Source organism: Gallintestinimicrobium sp. (assembly GCF_046968865.1).
Classification (GTDB): domain Bacteria; phylum Bacillota; class Clostridia; order Lachnospirales; family Lachnospiraceae; genus Gallintestinimicrobium; species Gallintestinimicrobium propionicum.
Genome location: NZ_JBKVPW010000003.1, coordinates 41,575 through 59,910 on the forward strand (window position 1 = coordinate 41,575; position 18,336 = coordinate 59,910).

At 49.6% G+C, this 18,336-nt stretch carries 14 protein-coding genes and 1 tRNA gene; 11 read left to right on the forward strand and 4 right to left on the reverse strand.

Annotated features, from left to right (window positions below; all coding sequences use genetic code 11):
• Window positions 1-7 precede the first annotated feature (7 nt).
• Genes ftsE through ACLTOQ_RS03675 form a run of 4 tightly spaced genes read left to right on the forward strand, consistent with a single transcriptional unit; the run spans window position 8 to window position 4,126 of the window.
• Window positions 8-748, forward strand: coding sequence for a cell division ATP-binding protein FtsE (gene ftsE, locus ACLTOQ_RS03660; protein WP_021914761.1), 741 nt, complete (start codon window positions 8-10; stop codon window positions 746-748).
• Window positions 738-1,637 carry a permease-like cell division protein FtsX gene (ftsX, locus tag ACLTOQ_RS03665; RefSeq protein WP_337426978.1) on the forward strand — a complete coding sequence of 300 codons (900 nt, stop codon included), beginning with the start codon at window positions 738-740 and terminating at the stop codon, window positions 1,635-1,637. The genes ftsE and ftsX overlap by 11 nt, the downstream gene beginning before the upstream one ends.
• A gap of 13 nt (window positions 1,638-1,650) precedes the next feature.
• Window positions 1,651-2,865, forward strand: coding sequence for a murein hydrolase activator EnvC family protein (locus ACLTOQ_RS03670; RefSeq protein ID WP_117961455.1), 1,215 nt, complete (start codon window positions 1,651-1,653; stop codon window positions 2,863-2,865).
• Between the two features lie 58 nt (window positions 2,866-2,923).
• On the forward strand, window positions 2,924-4,126 hold the full coding sequence (locus ACLTOQ_RS03675) for a S41 family peptidase (protein WP_412278990.1): 1,203 nt from the start codon (window positions 2,924-2,926) through the stop codon (window positions 4,124-4,126).
• A 235-nt stretch (window positions 4,127-4,361) separates the two neighbouring features.
• Here the strand turns inward: ACLTOQ_RS03675 and ACLTOQ_RS03680 are convergent, their stop codons facing one another.
• The gene (locus ACLTOQ_RS03680; protein WP_412318771.1) at window positions 4,362-6,062 is read right to left on the reverse strand and encodes a carbon starvation protein A; all 1,701 of its coding nucleotides are present in this window, start codon (window positions 6,060-6,062) and stop codon (window positions 4,362-4,364) included.
• Between the two features lie 713 nt (window positions 6,063-6,775).
• Window positions 6,776-6,848, reverse strand: a tRNA-Gly gene (locus tag ACLTOQ_RS03685).
• A 214-nt stretch (window positions 6,849-7,062) separates the two neighbouring features.
• Between ACLTOQ_RS03685 and ACLTOQ_RS03690 the strand changes: the two genes are divergently transcribed.
• Window positions 7,063-7,320 carry a helix-turn-helix domain-containing protein gene (locus ACLTOQ_RS03690; RefSeq protein ID WP_021915849.1) on the forward strand — a complete coding sequence of 86 codons (258 nt, stop codon included), beginning with the start codon at window positions 7,063-7,065 and terminating at the stop codon, window positions 7,318-7,320.
• Complete coding sequence (locus ACLTOQ_RS03695) at window positions 7,317-7,553, forward strand: helix-turn-helix domain-containing protein (protein ID WP_021915850.1); 237 nt, start codon at window positions 7,317-7,319, stop codon at window positions 7,551-7,553. Before ACLTOQ_RS03690 ends, ACLTOQ_RS03695 begins: the two co-directional genes overlap by 4 nt.
• Before the next feature lie 245 nt (window positions 7,554-7,798).
• On the opposite strand, the gene ACLTOQ_RS03700 is transcribed toward ACLTOQ_RS03695, so the two are convergent.
• The gene (locus ACLTOQ_RS03700) at window positions 7,799-8,149 is read right to left on the reverse strand and encodes a hypothetical protein (RefSeq protein ID WP_147365116.1); all 351 of its coding nucleotides are present in this window, start codon (window positions 8,147-8,149) and stop codon (window positions 7,799-7,801) included.
• Between the two features lie 419 nt (window positions 8,150-8,568).
• On the opposite strand from ACLTOQ_RS03700, the gene ACLTOQ_RS03705 reads away from it, so the two are divergent.
• Complete coding sequence (locus ACLTOQ_RS03705; RefSeq protein ID WP_412318773.1) at window positions 8,569-10,440, forward strand: DUF5722 domain-containing protein; 1,872 nt, start codon at window positions 8,569-8,571, stop codon at window positions 10,438-10,440.
• A 13-nt stretch (window positions 10,441-10,453) separates the two neighbouring features.
• Here the strand turns inward: ACLTOQ_RS03705 and ACLTOQ_RS03710 are convergent, their stop codons facing one another.
• Entirely contained in the window at window positions 10,454-11,470 is a 1,017-nt protein-coding gene (locus tag ACLTOQ_RS03710) for a LacI family DNA-binding transcriptional regulator (RefSeq protein WP_412318774.1), read from the reverse strand.
• 792 nt (window positions 11,471-12,262) lie between these two features.
• Here ACLTOQ_RS03710 and xylB point away from each other — a divergent pair.
• The 4 genes from xylB to ACLTOQ_RS03730 all read left to right on the forward strand — a co-directional run bounded on the left by xylB (window position 12,263) and on the right by ACLTOQ_RS03730 (window position 18,184).
• Window positions 12,263-13,732 (forward strand): xylulokinase, encoded by a 1,470-nt coding sequence (gene xylB / locus ACLTOQ_RS03715; protein ID WP_412318775.1) that lies wholly within the window; start codon window positions 12,263-12,265, stop codon window positions 13,730-13,732.
• A gap of 22 nt (window positions 13,733-13,754) precedes the next feature.
• The gene (locus ACLTOQ_RS03720; protein WP_262584889.1) at window positions 13,755-14,372 is read left to right on the forward strand and encodes a DUF4867 family protein; all 618 of its coding nucleotides are present in this window, start codon (window positions 13,755-13,757) and stop codon (window positions 14,370-14,372) included.
• A 74-nt stretch (window positions 14,373-14,446) separates the two neighbouring features.
• Window positions 14,447-15,931: an L-fucose/L-arabinose isomerase family protein gene (locus ACLTOQ_RS03725; protein ID WP_337598892.1), complete on the forward strand. Its 1,485-nt coding sequence runs from the start codon at window positions 14,447-14,449 to the stop codon at window positions 15,929-15,931.
• A 123-nt stretch (window positions 15,932-16,054) separates the two neighbouring features.
• The gene (locus tag ACLTOQ_RS03730; RefSeq protein WP_412318776.1) at window positions 16,055-18,184 is read left to right on the forward strand and encodes a glycoside hydrolase family 3 C-terminal domain-containing protein; all 2,130 of its coding nucleotides are present in this window, start codon (window positions 16,055-16,057) and stop codon (window positions 18,182-18,184) included.
• The last annotated feature ends 152 nt before the right edge of the window (window positions 18,185-18,336 follow it).

Sequence of the window (18,336 nt, forward strand, 5' to 3'; positions counted from 1 at the left end):
ACAAGGTTTGGTACAAAACGATAAGAAAAAAAAGAAGAAGCGGGAAGGCTCAGATGCGGTCATCACGCTGGATCGCGTGAGCAAATCGTATTCGAGCGGCTCTCCGGCTTTGGATAATGTGAGCCTGACGATCAAAAAGGGGGAATTTGTTTTTATCGTAGGCGACAGCGGCTCAGGAAAATCGACCCTGATCAAGCTGCTTTTGCGGGAGCTGACGCCCACGAGCGGCCGTGTTATCGTAAATGGTGCCGATGTGGCGCGCTTAAAGCGCAGACAGGTGCCGAAATTCCGCAGAAATCTTGGAATCGTGTTCCAGGATTTCCGTCTGCTGAATGACAGAAACGTTTATGAAAACGTAGCGTTTGCACAGCGTGTTATCCAGATGCCGACGAAGCTGATGCGTAAAAATGTTCCGAACGCGCTGGCAGAGGTAGGTCTGGCAGGCAAATACAAAGCGAAGACCAAACAGCTCTCCGGCGGTGAACAGCAGAGAGTTGCACTGGCGAGGGCGCTGGTAAATGAACCGCCGATTCTTCTGGCAGATGAACCGACAGGAAACCTCGATCCGAAGAATTCCTGGGAAATCATGAAGCTGCTGGAACGCATCAACGAAGAAAGAGGCACGACGATTCTGGTCGTTACGCACAACCGTGAAATTGTAAATGAAATGAAGAAACGCGTAATTACGATGAAGAAGGGTGTCGTTATCAGCGACGAAGAAAAAGGCGGTTATATCGATGAGGATTAGTACATTTTTTTATACGTTGAAACAGGGCGTAATCAACATTTTCCGGAACAAGCTGTTTTCCCTTGCTTCCATTGCGACGATTTCTGCCTGTCTGTTTTTGTTCGGACTTTTTTATGCGGTCATTTTAAACTTCCAGAACGTCGTGCGCACGGCAGAAGAGGGCGTTTCTGTTACCGTATTTTTTAAGGACGGGACGACCCAGGAAGAAATGGAACAGATCGGCGCGCAGATCCGGGCGCGCGACGAGGTGTCCGAGGCGAAGTTTATTTCTGCAGATGAAGCGTGGGCAGAGTGGGCTCCCGAAAATATCGGAGAAGATTACAACGAGATCTATACCGAGAACCCGCTGGAGGGCATGGATAACTACGAAATTTATATGAACGATGTTTCGAAGCAGGAAAGCCTGGTAGGCTGGCTGGAATCCATCCCGCAGGTGGATGAAGTACGGCATTCCGAGGTAGCGGCGACGACGTTGACCGGCGTGAATGCGCTCGTGGCATACACTTCGGTCGGCATTATTGCAATTTTGCTGGCAGTTTCCGTATTCCTGATCAACAACACGGTTATGATCGGTATTTCTGTTCGCAAGTCAGAGATTGAAATTATGAAATACATCGGTGCGACGGACTTTTTCGTACGTTCCCCGTTTGTAATAGAAGGTATTCTGATCGGATTGATCGGTTCGTTGCTCCCGCTCGGTCTGATCTATGTCCTTTATAAAAAGGTCATTGATTATGTCATGATAGAGTTCCCGTCGCTTTCCGGGCTGATGCAGTTTTTGCCGGTTTCGGAGATTTATCGGACGCTTCTTCCGGTTTGTCTGGGACTTGGCGCAGGAATCGGTTTCCTGGGAAGCTTTATAACAGTGCGCAAGCATCTTCGCGTATGATGAGGAAGACAGCATGAGAATTGGGAAAAAAAGAATCACAGCCTGCCTTTTATCGGCAGCGCTGCTTCTTTTTACATCGATGATTCCTGTTCAGGCATCCACTGCGCTTGAGGAGAGCATCAAGCAGAAGCAGCAGGCGATCAGCGACGCGCAGTCGGAAAAAAAGAAGATCCAGTCCAACATTTCCGATATTAAGTCGATGGTAAGCCAGCTGCAGAAGTCGAAGAAGGATCTGGAAACATATGTGGCGCAGCTGGACGGTCAGCTGGATGATCTGGAAAATAAGATCGAAGATCTGAAAGAAGAGATCACAGCCAAAAAAACGGAAATTGAAGAAACGAAAGCGGATATTGAACAGGCGCAGGCGGTTGCAGATCAGCAGTATGAGGATATGAAAACCCGGCTGCGCTATCTGTATCGAAACAGCAAGGGCAACGGATACCTCGAGCTTTTGGTGAATGCAGGCTCATTTGCAGATATGTTAAACCAGGCAGGTTATGTGGAACAGCTAAGCAGCTACGACAGCCGCAAGCTGGAAGAGTACCGTCAGAGCGTGGAATATCTGGAGCTGTGTAAGCAGACACTGGAAGAGGAAGAAGACGTTTTAAACACCGCACAGGCGAGCCTGGAAAAGGAGCAGCAGGCGGTCAATACGCTGATTTCCGAGAAAGAGCAGCAGATTGTGGCATATCAGGGTGATATCAGCAATAAGGAGGCTGCAATCAAGGAATACGAGGCGGATATTTCGGCACAGAATGCGACGATCGCTGCTCTGGAAAAGGCAGTTGCGGCGGATAAAGCAAAGCTCGAAGAGGAAAACCGCTTAAAATATGACGGCGGTATGTTCCAGATGCCGTGTCCGGGCTATACCAGGATTTCGGATGATTACGGCAACCGGATGCATCCGACGTTGAAGGTTCAGAAATTCCATAACGGCGTGGATTTTGCGGCACCGAGCGGAACGGCGATTCTGGCGGCATACAGTGGAAACGTAGTAGCGGCGTCTTACAACAGTTCGATGGGCAATTATGTCATGATCGACCACGGCGATGGATTGTATACAATTTATATGCACGCGTCGAAGCTATATGTTTCAACGGGACAGTCCGTGAGCAAGGGTGCGACAATCGCTGCGGTCGGCTCGACCGGACGCTCGACGGGACCGCATCTGCACTTTTCTGTGAGAAGCAACGGCAGCTACGTCAGCCCGTGGAACTATTTGAAATAAGCCGAGGGAACGGCGAACATAAAATGAATGAAATAGCATCAATATGGAGAAGACATCAATGGAGAATAAGAGAGTTTTTGCAGGCGGCCTGATTGCCGGAGCAGTCCTGACCCTTGCAGTTGGTGGATGCGCATTTGTCGGCGTGACCCTGTATCAGGGAACAAAGAACGGTAGCTCCCTGGAAGAGGTCGGCAACAAGACGACGATGGAAAAGGTCAATGTGCTGGAAGGAATGATCGACGATTATTATCTCGAGGACGTCAGCGCAGAGGATTTGGAGCAGGGGGTATACAAAGGACTTCTGGATGCGTTGGGCGATCCGTATTCCGTCTATTATACAGCGGATGAGCTGGAAACGCTGCAGGAAAAGACGCAGGGCATCTACTACGGGATCGGCGCAAGGGTTTCGTTGGATACCGAAACGCAGCTTCCGAAGATTGCAAGCGTAATTTCAGGAACGCCGGCGGAGGAAGCCGGACTGATGGCAAACGACCTTTTGTATAAGGCGGATGACACGGAGCTGCAGGGAATGGATCTTTCTTCCGCAGTCGCGCTGATCCGGGGTGAGGAAGGCACAACCGTGCACCTGACGGTGATCCGCAGCGGCGAGAGCAATTATCTGGAATTTGATGTGGTTCGCCGTAAGCTCGCAAACGAAACGGTTACGTCAAAGATGCTGGACGACAACATGGCTTACATCCAGATTCAGGAGTTCGACGATGTGACGCTGGATCAGTTTACGGAAGCCCTGGACAATGCCCGTTCGGAGGGCATGGAAGGTCTGATTATCGATCTGAGAGGAAATCCGGGTGGAAACCTTTCGACGGTATGTGATATCTGCCGGGAGCTGCTCCCGAAAGGACTGATTGTATACACGGAGGATAAATACGGAAACCGGGAAGAATACTCCTGCGATGGTACGAATCCGTTAGAGGTTCCGCTCGTTGTCCTCGTAGACGGAAACAGCGCTTCCGCTTCGGAGATTATGTCCGGCGCAGTAAAGGATTACGGAATTGGAACTCTGGTTGGAACGACGACTTACGGAAAAGGCATTGTACAGAGGATTATGCAGCTTACCGATAATTCCGCAGTGAAGCTTACAGTCAGCAAGTATTACACGCCGAAGGGCAACAACATCCATAAGATTGGTATTGAACCGGATGTGGAGGTTGAATTTGATGCTCAGGCATATGTGGAAGACGGTACGGACAATCAGCTGAATAAAGCGATGGAAGTGCTTCAGGAAAAGATGGCAGAATAAAGAAAAATGGTAACTGTTCAGTACCCTCACAGTTACAAAAAAGATACCCGTCGGAATCGGCTCACAGGGGAACCTCGATTCCGACGGGTATTTTTTTCATTTCATAGGAAAATGCGTCCTATGAAATAAAAACGCTCCGCGCGGATCGCACTGCGGCGGAATGGTAGAATGTCGCTTACGCGACCCGCCGCAGGCGGAGAATCCTGCTTCGCAGGATTCTTTTTCAGCAGCTGTTTTATGCAGCCTTTTCAGAATTCCTGGACGCTGCGAAGTAGGAACGCAGGGAGTTGATTACGATGGTCAGTCCAAGGACGATCAGCAGGATTGCAATGATCAGCTGCAGTCCTTCTACCAGGAAGGTAGCAGAGCCTGCCGCATACGCCTTTGCCAAAGCGATTGTGCGCTGTACCAGTGCGGTGCCGGTTACGCAAAGCATGATTACCAGCGGAGGGAACAGCATCTTGTTGCTGCGGCCTGTAACCTTCAGGAATACGCACAGCGTTACAAGTACCAGGGCGGAGAGCAGCTGGTTCGCAGAACCGAACAGCGGCCAGATGTTTGCATAGCCGATACGGGTCAGAACGAAGCCGCACAGCAGGGTTAAAACGGTGGAGAAATATTTGTTGCACAGAACCTTTCTCCATACCGGAGCAGAAGCCATATCATCAACAGAGAACAGCTCCTGGAAGCTCATACGACCGATTCTTGCAACTGCATCCAGGCTGGTCAGTGCAAGTGCGGATACACACATGGTCATGAAGCACTGGGCAACATAAAGCGGGATACCGAACATTTCCAGGAAGCCTGCAACGCCGTTGGAGAATACCTGGAACGGGGTGCCTGCAGCCGGTGTGCCGTCAGCAGATGCAGCAGCACCTGCAACGCAGAGAGCGACAACGGCCAGAAGGCTTTCAAGAACCATTGCGCCGTAACCAACCTTGAGCATATCCTTTTCATTTGCGATTGTCTTGGAAGAAGTGTCGGAGGATACCAGGCTGTGGAAGCCGGAGATCGCACCGCAGGCAACGGTTACGAACAGGATCGGGAACATGTTTCCGAGCTTTTCATTTGTAAATCCTGTATAAACAGGCAGGTTCATGGTCGGATGTGCAACGAGCAGTCCGAGAACAGCGCCGACGATCATGCCAATGAACATGTAAGTGGTCATCATATCACGGGGCTGTTTGAGCAGCCAGATCGGAAGAACTGCTGCGAAGAAGATATAAACAAAGGTAATGTAAGTCCAGGTATCTTTTCCGGCGGTGATCGGAAGAGCCATACCGATTGCCAGAGCTGCTACGGTGCAGACAAGACCTACAACGGTTGCTTTCCAGCCGGAAAGGTTGAATTTCTTCTGCAGTACGCCAAATACCATAGCGAATAAGATAAAAAGCAGGGAAATGGTACCGGCAGCACCGTTCGGTCTGGCAGCCTCGGAAAGCTGTACCTGTCCGTCAACGGTTGTAAATGCGTTGAAGGTTCCGGCTACCATATCGGCGAATGCTGCGATAACCAGCAGGGTGAATAGCCAGCAGAACAGCAGGAAAAGCTTTCTGCCGAGTTTACCGATGTACTTTTCGATCAGCAGACCGATGGATTTGCCGTCGTTTTTGACGCTGGCATACAAAGCACCGAAGTCAGTAACAGCACCGAAGAAGATGCCGCCAAGAAGTACCCACAGAAGAACCGGGAGCCAGCCGAATGCAGCGGCCTGAATTGCACCGGTGACAGGGCCTGCGCCTGCGATGGATGAAAACTGGTGACAGAAGACGGTAAAGCCTTTTGTCGGAACGTAGTCCTGCCCGTCCTCGTGGGCCTGGGCGGGTGTTTTGGCAGCAGGGTCGATGCCCCATTTGTTTACGAGCCAGCGGCCATACAGCAGATAAGCGGCTGCAAGGCATACGGCTGCGATTAAAACGATTGCAAGTGTGTTCATGAGATAGGTTCCTCTCTTTCGTTAGAATGCTCAACATGGCAGTGCGTGGGCGACCTGCCCGGAGTTTTTCTGCAGGAAGATAGAATTTGTTCGGGCGCGGTGAATATCGGACAGCCCGAATTCTTTTCCTGTCGCTGCAACAAAAAAAGCCTTCGTCTTTATCCCTTTCGGGGAATAGAAGACGAAGGCATATAAACTCCGCGTTACCACTTCTTTTGCTGCAAAAAGCAGCCTCTCGGTCACAGCTCCCGGCATTTGATCCGGTCAATGTGCTCCCCTGTAACGGAGGGACTCCGGTTCTGACTACTGGAAAAACGTTCACCAGAACTGCTGACAGGCGAGGGCATTTGGAACCTGTTGCCACCTTCCATCAATGGCGGCTCTCTGGAAACAGATTAACTCTAAATGTCATGTCCTGCTCACTGCATTTGCATGTTGAATTGTTGCCATTCTAGTTCCGGGGAAAAAAAATGTCAATGCGTAATCTGGAATTTTGGAAGTTTGTATAGGAAGAAAATGTTTTAGTTTTAAAATTTGTATAAAATTTTAGCGATGCAAAGCGCTAGTACGGTACCACGGGATACTGATAGCAGAAGAGAATGGGTTCCTGAGTACGGCACATGAAAAATAGAAACTTTTGCAAAAAGATTTTTGAAACAAAACAAGCGGCTTCCGAATCCTCGGAAACCGCTTGTTTACTGGCTTTTTAGAAGAGCGACAGACGGGGCTCGAACCCGCGACCTCCACCTTGGCAAGGTGGCGTACTACCAACTGTACTACTGTCGCATTTTATCTCTCGCTGATGTATCTCAGCGACGAAATTTATAATAACACAGCTTCTTACGTTTGGCAAGCTTTTTCGTAAAAAAATTTCAAATTTATTTTTAGAAAAATAGAATGGCAAAATTGGAATGTTTTCGTTCCAATATCCTGTCGGAAAATTTGTAAACTAAAAATTGGAACGGTTTTATTCCAGTATTTCAGACGGGAGCCGCAATCTATGTCTACCAAACTATCTCAGGATGTCTCGATCGGGGAGAATCTGCGCATTTTGCGAAAACGTGCCGGATATTCACAGGAACGGGCTGCAGCACAGCTGGAGCTGATGGGAATCTCCATGAGCCGTGAAATTATTTCGCAGATGGAATCCGGACATCATAATATTCGCATCAGTGTATTACTTGCCTTCAAACAGGTCTATGAGGTGGACTCGTTTGATGACTTTTTTGTGCAACAGGAAAAAGGCGGTGACCGATGAAATTAAAGCAGGAGCCAATTGGAATCGGTCAGAATCTCAGAAAACTCCGGCAGGACGCCGGTTACAGCCAGTCACAGGTGGCGGCGCTTCTCTGTGAGCGGGGTGTGTACATGACAACTGACATTTATAAAAAGATCGAGCAGAACAAATACAACATCCGCATCAGCGAGCTGAATGCGTTGAAAGAGCTGTATCAGGTTGGGTATGGGGAACTGTTTCAAACGGATTCCTGAAAATTTGGAAGCTGTGTATTTGATTTTCAGGATGTTTTTAGAAAATGTTTGTCTTAACGTCAAAAAAATGCCGCTCAGTCCGTAAATTCGAGGACTGAGCGGCAATTCCTATCGTATAGGAAACTTCGTTTCTATACGATAAAAACGCTCCGCGAGGATCGCACTGCGGCGGAATGGTAGAATGTCGCTTACGCGACCCGCCGCAGGCGGAGAATCCTGTAGAGCAGGATTCTTTTTTATCCAATTTAATTTTCCATCATTTTCCGGTTATATTGTCTGCGCTGAAGCGATTCTGTATTTCTGTGTTTCTGACGCGACTGGTAAGAGGAATACTTTGCGGTTGCTTTTGCGACAGCGGCGAGGGGCTCGGAAGCGCCGGATGCAATCTGTGGATCGGAGAGACAGATTGCCGGATTATCGAACTTTTCGAGCGTCCCCTTTTTGGAAAATGCGGCGCATACGGTTTGCCAGCCGGATAAGAACCGTACATACATCCTTCCGCTGATTCGGTCCTGCGGAGTGTCAGCCAGTGAAAAGTCTGCTAACACCAGTAAAAGGAAAATTGCAGCTGCCATCATCATCATCGATTCCATCATACGCTCACCCTCTTTTCTTTTGTACCTCGCTGATATTTCCGAGGCATAAGATTTTTCGCCCACACAGGAGCAAGCTTATGTGGGCTTAGACCTTTTGACCCTGGCATTGTAATGTCTGACTATATTATAATATCTTCTATATTTTCGGTCAATTTATTTTCAAACATTCTTTCGAAAGATTCAGTTCTTCGCAGTTATATACCGGAAAAATGGCGTAAAGTATGCTATTTGTCCCAAAAATCTGTTGCAATCGTAATTTCGATGATGCTATGATATAAATCGGATGTTTTTTGGAAAAAAGGATGGCATGCGCGCTGTGCGAAAGGCTCATCTTCGATGGCAGGACGCGACTTTTTCGGTGCCGCATGTTTCAGTCCGTTGCAGCAGGCCGCAGCCGGATGGGTGCAAAGAGGAGTATTGTGAAGGAAAACAAAAACGGGAGGCAGAACAGTCAGAACGCAGAAAAGAGGAGCCGGAAAAGAAAAAATCCGAAGGCAGTCAGACAACTGACAGCGATTTATGTTGTGCTGGTGCTTGTAGCGGCGGGTGCGATCGGTGGAGGGGTATTCTGGGCGGTGCATTCGACGAGGGTAACAGAAGAGCTGATTGCGGAAAACACGCAGGAATCGACGACGGAAGAGGAAAGCACAGTTCCTGCTGCTATAGAAGAAACAGAAGAGACGCAGGAGACGGAACCCGAAACAGAAACGGAGACAGAGACGGAAACCGAAATGCTTGTCGAGCTGACAGAGGACAATATCGACGGCTATGTAAAAGTGGAATCCTGCAAAATTGCGCAGGGGACGGGAACCTTTTCGGTAAAGGCGTCGGTGGAGGAAAAGCCGGCGAGCGACGACGATAATTTTTACCTGCTCAAAATGAACATGTACGATACCGAGCTGGATGCCGCGGCAGAGCCGATTGCGTCCGTGCCGAAGGACAAGGAATTTACCCTGACGGCAAATGTCAACGAAAATCAGGTGGATTCCAGGCTGATGTCGAAATTCGTCGTAGCGGTAAAATTAAAGGATGCGTATGTTCCGCTCTGTGATCCCTGCTATATGACAAACCCGGAGGTACTTGCGTCCTATCAGGCGGCATATCCGCAGCGTTCTTCGATTAAAGGGATTTTAGTAGATCCGCTTCGGGTAGATGAGCTGGATGAGCTGCATGTCAATCATGCGGCGTACAATATTCCGGTCGGAAATATTCTCGGGGAGACGACAAACGGCTTGTTCCCTACGGTTTATTATACATACGACGGCAGAACCTATGCGTTTAACGGTCAGCGGATTGCGGAATATGATTCTATTTTTTCCAGGCTGACGGCAAAGGGAATTACGATTTCTGCGATTCTGTTAAATAATAAGAGCAGCGCGTATCCGGAGCTCACCCATCCGCTTTCCCGGGGCGGCTCTGCTAATTATTATGCGTTCAATGCGGCGGAAGCAGATGGTGTGGAGACGCTTGCAGCGGTCGGCGCGTTTCTGGCGCAGAGATACCGGGACAATGATCACGGGATTGTCATGAACTGGATTGTCGGCAACGAGGTCAACGTCCGTTCTGATTGGAATTATATGCAATACGTCGATCTGGATACCTATGCAAGAGAATACGCGAACGCGGTGCGCGTTTTTTACAACAGCATCAAGAGTATGAACGCGAATGCGAGAGTCTATGTTTCGATGGATCAGCAGTGGAATCGGGATCTGTCGTCGAAGAACAGCTATGACGTGCGTGACCTGCTGGTTTCGATGAACCAGGTGATTTCCTCCGAGGGAAATATCGACTGGGGACTTGCAGATCACCCCTATGCGTATCCGCTGACGAATACGACGTTCTGGAATTCGTCCGGCAAGATTCAGAAGCTGATTACCAATTCGGAAAATACGTCGATCGTGACAATGCAGAATATCAATGTCATTACGAACTTTTTGCAGAAGGAAGAAATGCTGACGGCGGACGGCGAAGTGCGCCCGGTGATTCTGAGCGAGCTGGGATATTCCTCTTCCCAGGGAGAAATCAATCAGGCGGCGGCATTTGCCTATGCCTACTATGCAGCAGAGAACAATCCTTATATCAATGCGATCCTTTTGTCCAGACAGACGGACGCGGGAGAAGAGATTGCACAGGGACTTGCACTGGGACTGTCCACTCAGGGCGGACAGCATAAATATATTTACGAGGTTTACAAAAATATCGATCAGGTAAATTCCAACAGCTATACGGAGTTTGCAAAATCTGTCATCGGGATCACGAACTGGAGTGAAGTGATCCAGCCGGCGAACTAAAAGGGCGGCGCGTTTACAGGTTTTCCAAAATCCGAATGTCCACAGCGGTATAATAAAATTCACGGTCAGGTGCCTCACCTGCAGTCAGATAATCGAACAGCAGCTGGATGGGTTTTGAGCCCTGAATGGCAGGCTGCTGGCAGATCACAGCAGAAATAATGTGCTGCTCCATCAGCTCTTTTGTAGCAGGAATTTTGTCATAAGCAAGAATATGGATGTCGGTGCGGTTTAGGGAAAGAACCGCGCGGCAGCCTCCATAAACACCGGCAGCGGTAAAGTAGAGGGCGTTGATGTCTGGATGTGCAGACAGCAGCGCTCTTGTTTTATCGTAGCTTTCAAAATCATCATCGCTGTTTTCAATCTCGGCGATGACCCGGATGCGCGGATAGCAGGCAGAGATCCGGTCGCAGAAACCGGCAATTCGGTCGGTATGGCAGAGTACCTGGGAGGAACCGGTGACGATACCGGCGCGAACTTCCCCGGAGGTCATGAGATTCATCAGACCGGCAGCAGTCTGCCCGCAGCGGTAAAAGTCGCTGCCGACAAAGGCGAGACGGCTGGAATTGCGGATATCCGTGTTGGTGGTGATGACGGGAATCTGGCGGCTCTGCAGCTGATCGATTTTGTTCGCGACGGCAGTGTCGTTAAAAGGGCTGATCACGAGTCCATCAATGCCTTCTGTCTCCAGCTCGGCGATAGCCTGCAGCTGCTCCTGCGCAGAAAACCCGGTCTTTTTTTTGAGAACGGAGCAGTTGTAGCTGTTTAATTCTTCTTCTTTGGAAAGAACGCTGTTCCATACTTCATCAAAAAACGGATTTCCGGTGTCGAATAAAACGACGCCGATCCGGACCATCTTTCGCTGTGCGGCGAGGGCGATCCCGGCGCGGTTTGGCTTGTAGTCCAGTTTTTTTGCAATATCATTGACCAGAGCGGCGGTGGCTGCGTTGACGGAGCCGCGATGATTGAGCACGCGGTCGACCGTGCCGCGGGACACCCCCGCCAGTTCTGCGATTTCCCGAATGGTTGCCATAGTTACCAATTACCTCATTGTTTTTTCATAACAGTTCCTTTGAAGCGTCTGCACATTTAGCGTAGCATGATGAAAATGGAAAGTCAACGAATCGCAGCATGGTTTGCGTGCCCGCGCACAAAAATAGGAAAATGCACAAATTGGAAACGCAGGCGTGCGGAGGAAACGGCATGGTTTTGGTGAAAATTCTGAAAATAAATTGGGGTCTTGATTTTTTATGGTCTAAAATCTATGATAAAGGCATGGTGAAAGAACGACAGGGAAAGTGTGTCATGATTTTATATCATAATCCCTTGTGTGTGCTTGCGTGCACGGGCACGCAAAACAGAATAAAGGAGGAAATTTAAGTAATTAAATATATTATCAAACGTGAGTAAACATACTCAAAGATACTTAAAATCCATAGTATTAGTTGGTAACTTAAAACCACTGAAATCATAGGAAAGATAAGCCAGTGCAAGTTGAAACAGTCTTGCTAACTATAGGGTAGAACCTTGATGGTAATGATTGAGTAATGGTAGAAGTCCATGAAAACCAAATGGCAAAAAAATCAAAATTTTAGAAAGGAAAAGCTATTTAGATGAACCTATATCTAATCAATAAAAAAGAATTTATAGGTATGTACCGATGGCTTAGTCGGGAATTTACGACTGTGGAGTGTACAAGAACTTGTGAGTAGTGTGTCACTTGCGACCACCAAAGCATACACGATGAAGCAGTAACTACAAATTGTGAGATTGTAGCGAATCATCTAGCATATACATTTGTATATGTTTTTAGTAGCAGTAGAGTATGTATTACATTGGAATCGACCTAGGGACTTCCGCAGTGAAGCTGCTTTTGATGGAAGGAAACGGGAAAATCGTAAGAGTTACCTCAAGGGAGTATCCGCTGTACTTCCCGCATCCGGGCTGGTCGCAGCAAAACCCGGAAAACTGGTACAAGCAGTCCATGGATGGGCTTTGTGAGCTGCTGGATGGAATCGACAAGAGCCAGGTGGCGGGCATCAGCTTCGGCGGTCAGATGCACGGATTAGTTGTGCTGGATGAAAACGATCAGGTCATCCGTCCCGCGATTCTCTGGAACGATGGCAGAACCTTCCGGGAAAACGACTATCTGAATCAGGTGATCGGCAAGGAGAAGCTTTCCGAATATACGGCAAACATCTCCTTCACCGGATTTACCGCGCCGAAGATTTTGTGGATGAAAAACAACGAGCCGGAGAACTTTGCACGGATCAAAAAGATCATGCTGCCGAAGGATTACCTGGCATATCGTCTGACCGGCGTACATTGCACGGATGTATCGGACGCTTCCGGCATGCTGTTATTCGATGTGAAGAACCGCTGCTGGTCGGAAGAAATGTGTGAGATCTGCGGCGTTCATAAGGAACAGCTTGCAAAGGTCTATGAAAGCTATGAGACAGTCGGCACGCTGCTCCCCGAAATCGCACAGAAACTCGGTTTGCCGGAAACCGTAAAGGTAGCAGCAGGTGCAGGGGATAACGCGGCGGCAGCAGTGGGAACCGGAACAGTTGGAAACGGTCAGTGCAATATTTCTCTCGGAACGAGCGGAACGATCTTTATTTCCTCCGATCAGTTTGCAGTGGATAAAAATAATGCGTTGCATGCTTTTGCCCATGCGGATGGACATTACCATCTGATGGGCTGCATGCTGAGCGCGGCGTCCTGCAATAAGTGGTGGATGGACGAGATCATCGGCACGAAGGATTATGGGACAGAGCAGGCGGCGATCACGAAGCTTGGCGAAAATCACGTTTACTTCCTGCCGTATTTAATGGGTGAGCGTTCTCCGCATAATGATCCGGATGCGAGAGGCACCTTTATTGGAATGACGATGGATACGAGCCGCGCGGACATGACGCAGGCGGTGCTCGAAGGCGTTGCCTTTGCCCTGAGGGATTCCTTTGAAATTGCAAAATCCCTCGGCATCCAAATCGACCGGACGAAGATTTGCGGTGGCGGTGCAAAGAGCCTTCTCTGGAAAAAGATTATTGCCAATGTGTTGAATGTGAAAGTGGACGTGCCGGAAACCGAAGAGGGACCCGGCTACGGAGCGGCGATTTTAGCGGCGGTTGCCTGTGGCGAGTACGCATCTGTGGAAGAAGCAGCGCAGAAGCTTTTAAAAGTCGTGGACACGGTAGAACCGGATGCAGAGCTTGCAGCGAAATACGAAGAACGTTACGCGCAGTTTAAACAGATTTATCCGACGGTGAAGGAGCTGTTCGGAAAATTGAAGTGAGACACAGAAAGGAGATACGATCATGCAGATTTATGAAGTGACAGACCCTCTTTTTAAGGAGTATGGCAAAATTATCGACAGTGTGGAGCTGACGGAGCTGCTGGCAGAGATGAAGCACACGCCGGTGCCGGAGGACGTGGTATATGTGGCTTCCGAGCCGAAGCTGGAAGCGCTTGCGGTCATGAAAGAGCTGACGGACAAAACCTATGGCGAGCTTCCGATCCAGATCGGCTATTGCAACGGTCATAACCGGAAATTAAACGCGCTGGAATACCACAGAAGCTCTGAGGTGGACGTAGCGGCAACAGAGCTGGTGCTGATGCTGGGAAAACAGCAGGACATCACAGAGGAGTTTACCTATGACACCTCGAAAGTCAAAGCGTTCCGGGTTCCTGCCGGGACAGCGGTAGAGCTGTATGCGACAACTTTACATTATGCACCCTGCCATACAGAAAAAGGCGGATTCCAGTGTACAATTGTACTTCCGAAAGGAACGAACCTCGATCTGGAAAAAGACCATCAGGGCGGTGAAGACGGTCATCTGACTGCCAAAAACAAATGGCTGCTGGGACATCCCGAAGGCGGTCTGCCGGAAGGAAGCCCGATGGGACTGATCGGTGAAAACCTTTCCTTAGATTAAAAATTGCAGGCAAAACAGTTCCTGTATATATAGTTTCAGACGTTGCGCCTGACATAAAAATGGAGGATTTTATCATGAAAAATTTACCTAAAGTGAAAATCGGTATTGTAGCAGTCAGCCGGGACTGTTTCCCAGAATCTCTGTCTGTCAACAGAAGAAAGGCTCTGGTAGAGGCTTACAAGGCAAATTATGACGTTGCGGATATTTATGAATGTCCGGTCTGTATTGTAGAGAGCGAGATCCATATGGTACAGGCTCTGGAGGATATCAAGCAGGCAGGCTGCAACGCGCTGTGCGTATATCTGGGCAACTTCGGTCCGGAAATTGCAGAAACCCTGCTGGCAAAGCATTTTGACGGTCCTGTCATGTTCGTGGCTGCAGCAGAAGAATCTCAGAATGATCTGGTCGGCGGCAGAGGTGACGCATACTGCGGTATGTTAAATGCAAGCTACAACTTAAAGCTTCGCAATGTAAAGGCATATATTCCGGAATATCCCGTTGGAACCGCAGCAGAATGTGCGGATATGATCCATGATTTTGTTCCGATCGCAAGAGCGATCATCGGTTTAAAGAGCCTGAAGATCATCAGCTTTGGTCCCAGACCGTTAAATTTCCTGGCTTGCAATGCACCGATTCAGCAGCTCTACAACCTGGGCGTTGAAATCGAAGAAAACTCCGAACTGGATCTGTTCGAGGCGTTCAACAAGCACGCCGGGGATGAAAGAATCCCTGCAAAGGTAAAAGAGATGGAGGAAGAGCTGGGTGAGGGCAACAAAAAGCCTGAAATTCTGGAAAAGCTTGCACAGTATGAGCTGACCCTGCTCGACTGGGTAGAGGCACATAAGGGCTACCGCGAATACGTTGCAATTGCCGGTAAGTGCTGGCCTGCATTCCAGACACAGTTCGGCTTCGTTCCCTGCTATGTCAACAGCCGCCTGGCCGGTATGGGCATTCCGGTATCCTGCGAAGTGGATATTTACGGCTGCTTAAGTGAGTTTATCGGAACCGCAGTCAGCGACGATGTTGTAACCTTACTGGATATCAACAACAGCGTGCCCGACGATATGTATGAAGAGTCGATCCGGGGGAAATTTGATTACACCCATAAGGATACCTTCATGGGCTTCCACTGCGGCAATACCTGCTCCAGAAAGCTGGCGTTCTGCAGCATGAAGAATCAGATGATCATGGCGAGATCCCTTCCGGTTGAAGTGACAAACGGCACTCTGGAAGGAGATATTATCCCCGGTGATATCACCTTCTACCGCCTGCAGTCCACCGCGGACAACAAGCTGCGGGCTTACATCGCACAGGGCGAGGTTCTGCCGGTTGCTTCTCATTCCTTTGGTTCCATCGGCGTATTCGCAATTCCGGAAATGGGACGCTTCTACCGCCATGTGCTGATCGAGAAGAACTTCCCGCACCACGGCGCAGTTGCCTTCGGCCATTACGGCAAAGCACTGTACGAGGTATTCAAATACATCGGCGTTCCGGTAGAGGACTTAAACTTCAATCAGCCCAAGGGCATGATGTATCCGACAGAGAATCCGTTCGCATAAAGCATATGGGAAAGGGCAAGGAAGATTGAAAAATAAAATTTTTCAATCGCGAGATTTGTGTCTGCGCGCACTTGACACAAACTCGACATGCGCAAAAAGCGTGCGCAGAAATGAGCGGAAAAAATGAGTAAATACAGGGAAAAGGCAGCAGCCCTGGCTGCACAGATGAATCTGGAAGAAAAAGTAGGACAGACGCTTTACACCGCTCCGGCGGTGGAGCGCCTTGGCATTGTGTCCTATAACTGGTGGAATGAGGCGCTGCACGGTGTGGCAAGAGCGGGCACGGCGACGGTATTTCCGCAGGCAATCGGCATGGCGGCGACATTTGATGAGGAGCTGTTAAAGCAGGTCGGCGATGTGATCGCGACCGAGGCACGTGCAAAATATAACGCACAGCAGAAAGCTGGCGACCACGATATTTACAAAGGGTTGACGTTCTGGGCACCGAATGTGAATCTGTTCCGCGATCCCCGCTGGGGCAGAGGACAGGAAACCTACGGAGAAGATCCATATCTGACTTCCCGTCTGGCGGTCGGCTTTATTAAAGGTCTGCAGGGCGAAGACCCGGATCATTTAAAGGCTGCGGCGTGCGCGAAGCATTTTGCGGTGCATTCCGGACCGGAGGGCATTCGACATGAGTTCAACGCAGTCGTATCGAAGCAGGATCTGTATGAAACCTATTTGCCGGCATTCAAGGCATGTGTGCAGGAAGCGAAGGTAGAAGCCGTGATGGGCGCCTATAACCGGACAAATGGCGAGCCCTGCTGCGGAAGCAAGACACTTTTGCAGGATATTCTGAGAAAAGAGTGGGGATTTAAGGGTCACGTTGTCAGTGACTGCGGCGCGATTGCGGATTTCCACGAAAACCATAAAATTACCAAGACGCCGCTGGAATCCGCGACGATGGCGATGAACAATGGCTGTGACTTAAACTGCGGCTGCGTTTTTCCGAATTTGAGAGATGCGGTGCGCGGCGGCTATGTGGATGAAGCGCGTCTGGATGAAGCGGTGACAAACCTGATGGAATGTCGGATGAAGCTGGGAATCCTTGGCGATGAGAGACAGGAAGAACTGGATAAAATCGGTTACGATCAGGTAGATCTTGCTTCCAGCAAGGCACTGAACCAGACCGTTTCCAGAAAAAGCCTTGTCCTTTTGAAAAATGAGGACAATTTCCTTCCTCTTGACAAGAGCAAACTTCATACGATCGGCGTGATCGGTCCGAATGCGGATTCCAGAAAAGCGCTGGTGGGCAACTATGAAGGAACTGCATCCCGCTATATCACAGTGCTGGAAGGCATTGAGGATTATGTCGGGGATGATGTAAAGGTTTATTATTCCGAAGCCTGCGACCTCTGGAAGGACAGAACCAGTGGACTGGCACAGGCGGACGACCGGATTTCCGAAGCAAAAGCAGTCTGCGAGGTCAGCGATGTGATTATCGCGGTGATGGGACTGGATTCCAGCATCGAGGGAGAGCAGGGGGACGCCGGCAACGAATTTGCAAGCGGCGATAAAAAAGACCTGCTGTTCCCCGGTCTGCAGCGTGAGGTGCTTGAGGTCGCATATAGCAGCGGAAAGCCCGTGATCCTGGTATCCATGACCGGCTCTGCAATGGCGCTGGAATGGGAGGATGCGCACTGCAAGGCAATTCTGCAGGCATGGTATCCCGGCGCGGCAGGCGGAAAAGCTGTCGCAGAGGCGATTTTCGGAGAATACAGCCCGGAGGGCAAGCTGCCGGTAACGTTCTACCGCACCTCTGAGGAACTGCCGGAATTCACTGACTATGCGATGAAGGGACGCACCTATCGCTACATGGAAAAGGAAGCGCTTTATCCCTTCGGTTTCGGACTTTCTTATACCTCCTTTGAACAGGGAAAGACGAGCGCAGACCGTATGGAAATCGAGGCAGGCGGACAGCTTCGAATCAAAACTTCCGTAAAAAATACCGGAAAATTTGCAGGCGGACAGACCATTCAGGTTTATGTCAAAGCGCTTCGGGACAATACACCGAACGCGCAGCTCAAAGGCTTGAAGAAGCTTTCCCTGCAGCCCGGCGAGGCAAAAGAAGTGGAAATCGTGCTGGCTGACAAGGCGTTTGCTCTGTACGACGAGGACGCACACTTTATGCTGGAAGAAGGAGATTACGAGGTTTCCGTCGGCATGCAGCAGCCGGATCGCAGAAGCAGCGAGCTGACCGGACAGACCTGCAGTGTTCTGAAGGTACACTGCAGTGAGACAAAGGAGCTGTAAGGCAGCAATACGAACAAAAACAATAGAATGCACGCTCTGCGAGCATTCTATTGTCATGAACTACAGGGCGCCCTGCACTGCAGGACGTCCTGTTTTGGATACAGAAAAAGAAATTTGCCTGACAGTCGGCAAAGCAGTGTCTTTTGGTTGTA